Raw genomic sequence first — 1,613 nt, 5'->3', positions numbered from 1 at the left:
CTAGCCTCGGGCTTTCACGCCGGTAGGTAGACGCTGCGCGTCAAAGTAGAAGAATGGTGCTCTGAGCTGGAAGAATTCGACTTGCGAAGGTCCAAATAAATCCGCAACAAGGAGCACCATTCCGGTGAGTCAGTCTACGTCGTCGTACCCGACCCTGTCCGTCGATGCCACCGGAACCGGGGTGGTGTCGCACGCGGGAGCGGTGACGCTGCTCCGAACCGCCGAGGTCACCGGACTCACCGAAGCCCTTTCGCGGAGCTTGTCGCCGTGGCGGAAACCGTTGGCGCAGTTCGACCCCGGCAAGATCGTCACCGACCTCGCAGTCTCACTCGCTCTCGGCGGTGACTGCCTCGCCGACATCGCCACCCTGCGCGAGCACAGCGCCGTGTTCGGGAAAGTGCCATCCGATCCGACCGTGTCCCGTCTGATCACCGCCTTGGCCGCTGATGCACCCGCCGCGCTCACCGCGATCGACACAGCGCGCGCATCCGCTCGCGCTGCGGCGTGGGGACATGCCGGTGAACACGCACCCGATCACGACATCACCGCCGCGAACCCGATCGTGATCGACCTCGACGCCACCCTCGTCGCCGCACACTCCGAGAAGGAATCTGCTGCTCCTACCTACAAACGAGGCTTCGGATTTCATCCACTGTTGGCGTTCGTCGACCACGGCGTGGGCGGCACCGGTGAACCCGTCGCAGCGTTGCTGCGGCCGGGCAATGCTGGATCCAACACTGCCGACGACCACATCGAGGTGACACGAAAAGCATTGGCGCAGTTACCGAACGTGCACACAGCGCGACCGGGTAAGAAGGTCCTCGTCCGCACCGACGGTGCCGGAGCCAGTCACACATTCATGACCTGGCTGCACAAGCGAGGAGTGTCGTATTCCATCGGGTTCGGGCTCACCGACGCGATGGTCACCGCCCTCGCCGACGCCCCCGAGAGCGCGTGGTCTGTCGCCGTCGACCATGCGGAGCAGGTTCGTGACGGCGCCTGGGTCATCGACGCCACAGGCCTCCTCGACCTCGCGACGTGGCCGACCGGAATACGTGTGATCATCAGAAAAGAACGCCCGCACCCCGGCGCGCAGCTCAGGTTCACCGATTCCGACGGTCTTCGATTGACCGCGTTCGCCACCAACACCGTGCGCGGTCAGGTCCAGGAGCTCGAACTGCGGCACCGCCGCCGCGCCCGCTGCGAAGACCGTATCCGCACTGCCAAGGACACCGGGCTGACCAACTTCCCGTTGCACGGATTCGATCAGAACCGCATCTGGTTGGCCATCGTCCAACTCGCTCTCGACCTCACAGCATGGACCCAAATGCTCGGGTTCGCCGACCATGAAGCGCGCAGGTGGGAACCCAACGTGTTCGCCTGCACATCTTCTCGATCGCAGGACGCATCTCGAAACATGCGCGCCGCATCCACCTCAGGCTGTCGAAGAACGCGACATGGTCGGCCCTCATCGTCACCGCACTGACCCGATTGGAGGCGCTACCCGCGCCCGCCTGACCGCAATCCAGCCGCCCCGACGACCCCGAAAGAAACCAAACCTCAGGCCGTGGAACCGAGCGCTACCGATCGACATCGGCCGCGCCAGCGTGCGC

1 pseudogene is annotated in these 1,613 nt (G+C 64.6%); it reads left to right on the top strand.

The features are described from left to right. The first annotated feature begins 124 nt into the window (after window positions 1-124). Window positions 125-1,518 (top strand): annotated as a pseudogene (locus tag RHODMAR_RS26710) (IS1380 family transposase). Window positions 1,519-1,613: the final 95 nt, after the last annotated feature.

The sequence above is a fragment of the Rhodococcus sp. AW25M09 genome, assembly GCF_000333955.1.
Classification (GTDB): domain Bacteria; phylum Actinomycetota; class Actinomycetes; order Mycobacteriales; family Mycobacteriaceae; genus Rhodococcoides.
The sequence above is the reverse complement of the archived record's forward strand: the minus strand, read 5'-3'. Positions and strand labels throughout refer to the sequence as shown.